This is a genomic window from Glutamicibacter sp. BSL13, assembly GCF_052928425.1.
Map to the genome: position 1 here is coordinate 1 of NZ_JAVGCZ010000201.1, position 1,641 is coordinate 1,641.

General features: G+C 73.9%; 1 protein-coding gene. It reads left to right on the top strand.

The features are described from left to right. Window positions 1-192: 192 nt before the first annotated feature. Window positions 193-1,641: condensation domain-containing protein (locus RCJ92_RS15810; protein ID WP_446755110.1), on the top strand; the 1,449-nt coding region annotated here is incomplete at its 3' end.

Sequence of the window (1,641 nt, forward strand, 5' to 3'; positions counted from 1 at the left end):
CTCCAGCGTCGGCGCGGTCTTCGCGCAGCGCACCGTCGCCGCGATCGCCGCCACCGCCACCGGCCACACCGCCGCGCCCCAGCAGGCCGCGCCCGACACCCCGCTGGTGCAGCTCGATGACGCGGCCCGCACCCGCTTGGCCTCCCTGCTCACCCACCGCCGCACCCTACGCCAGTAAGGAACACGCCTTCGATGACCGAGCTCCAGCACGAACACCTGCCCTCCGCCGGGCCGGAAGAGGACACCCTGTGGTGGCCCACCACCGCCCTGCAGCGCGGGCTGATCGCCCACACCCTGATGGGCGGCTCCGCCGCTGACCCCTATATCGGACAGACAAGCATCCGGCTGGACGGCGAGCTGGGGGCCGAGGAAGCCCGCGCCGCGACCCTGGGCCTGCTGCGCCGGGTGCAGAACCTGCGCGCCGGCTTCCTGCTCGACGAGTCCGGGGACCCGGTGTGCTTCATCGAGCCCTTCGACCCGGGGGCCGCGCTGCGCGCCTTCAGCACCGCCGACGCAGACCTGGAGTCCATTGCCGCGGCGGAACTGGCCGCCGGGTTCGCCCTGGCCGACCCGCCGCTGCTGCGCTTCCCCCTGATCGAGGAAGGGGCCGGGCACCAGCTGCTGGTCACCGCCCACCACACGGTGCTCGACGGCTGGTCCATGGCGCTGCTGATCGGCCAATGGCTGCGCGAACTGGCCCAGGTGCGCGGCATCCCGGCCCCCGCCCAGCTGCCCGAAGCCACCGGCAGCTACGCCGCCCACCTGGCCTGGGTGGCCGGCGCCGACCGGCAGGCGGCCGCCGACTTCTACGCGACCACGCTCGCCCACGCCGAAACCGGGCCGGCACCGCACTGGCTCGGCCAGGACGCCGGCCAGGAGCGGCACACGCTGCGCCGCGAGCTGAATACCGCCGGCGTCGCAGCGCTCACCGCCTGCTGCCGCAAGGCCGGCATCACCCCGGGCGCCGCGCTGCGCACCGCCTGGGCGCTGGCCGCCGACTTCGTCGCCGGCACCACCGGCAGCGTGTTCGCGGTGCCGGTGGCACTGCGCAACCCGGAACTCGCCGGGGCCCAGAACATCTGCGGGATGCTCACCGAAACTACGCTGGTCTCCATGGACTATGCACCCCGGGACACGGTGGCCGACATCGCCCGTCGCCACCAGGGCTGGTGGAGCCAATCCCTGGAACACCAGCACCTGGGGGTGCCGGCCATCGAACGGGCCGTGGGCGCCGAAACCGAGCTGGCCTGGTCGCTGCTCAGCTTCGAAACCACCCCCGCCATGGACAGCTATGAACTGCCCGGGCTGCGCGCCACCCCCGCCGGCACCCGGGACGGCAGCCACTACCCGGTGAACGTGCACGTCAGCGCCGGGAAAACCTGGCAGATCGAGTTGGAGCACGACACGCGGGTCCCCGCGCACACCGCCGAGGCCCTGGCCCAGGCGCTGATGACGGCGCTGCACGCGCTGTCCGGGGATTCCGGTCCCGTCGCCGGGCTGCGGCTGATGGACCAGGACGCCGTGCGCGGCTTCGAGACCTCGGGCCGGCACTATCCGTCCGAACTGCCGCTGCTGCCGGAGCTGTTCGCCGCCCAGGCGGCGGCCACCCCCGACGCCGGCAACCACGGCGCAGGCGTCGGG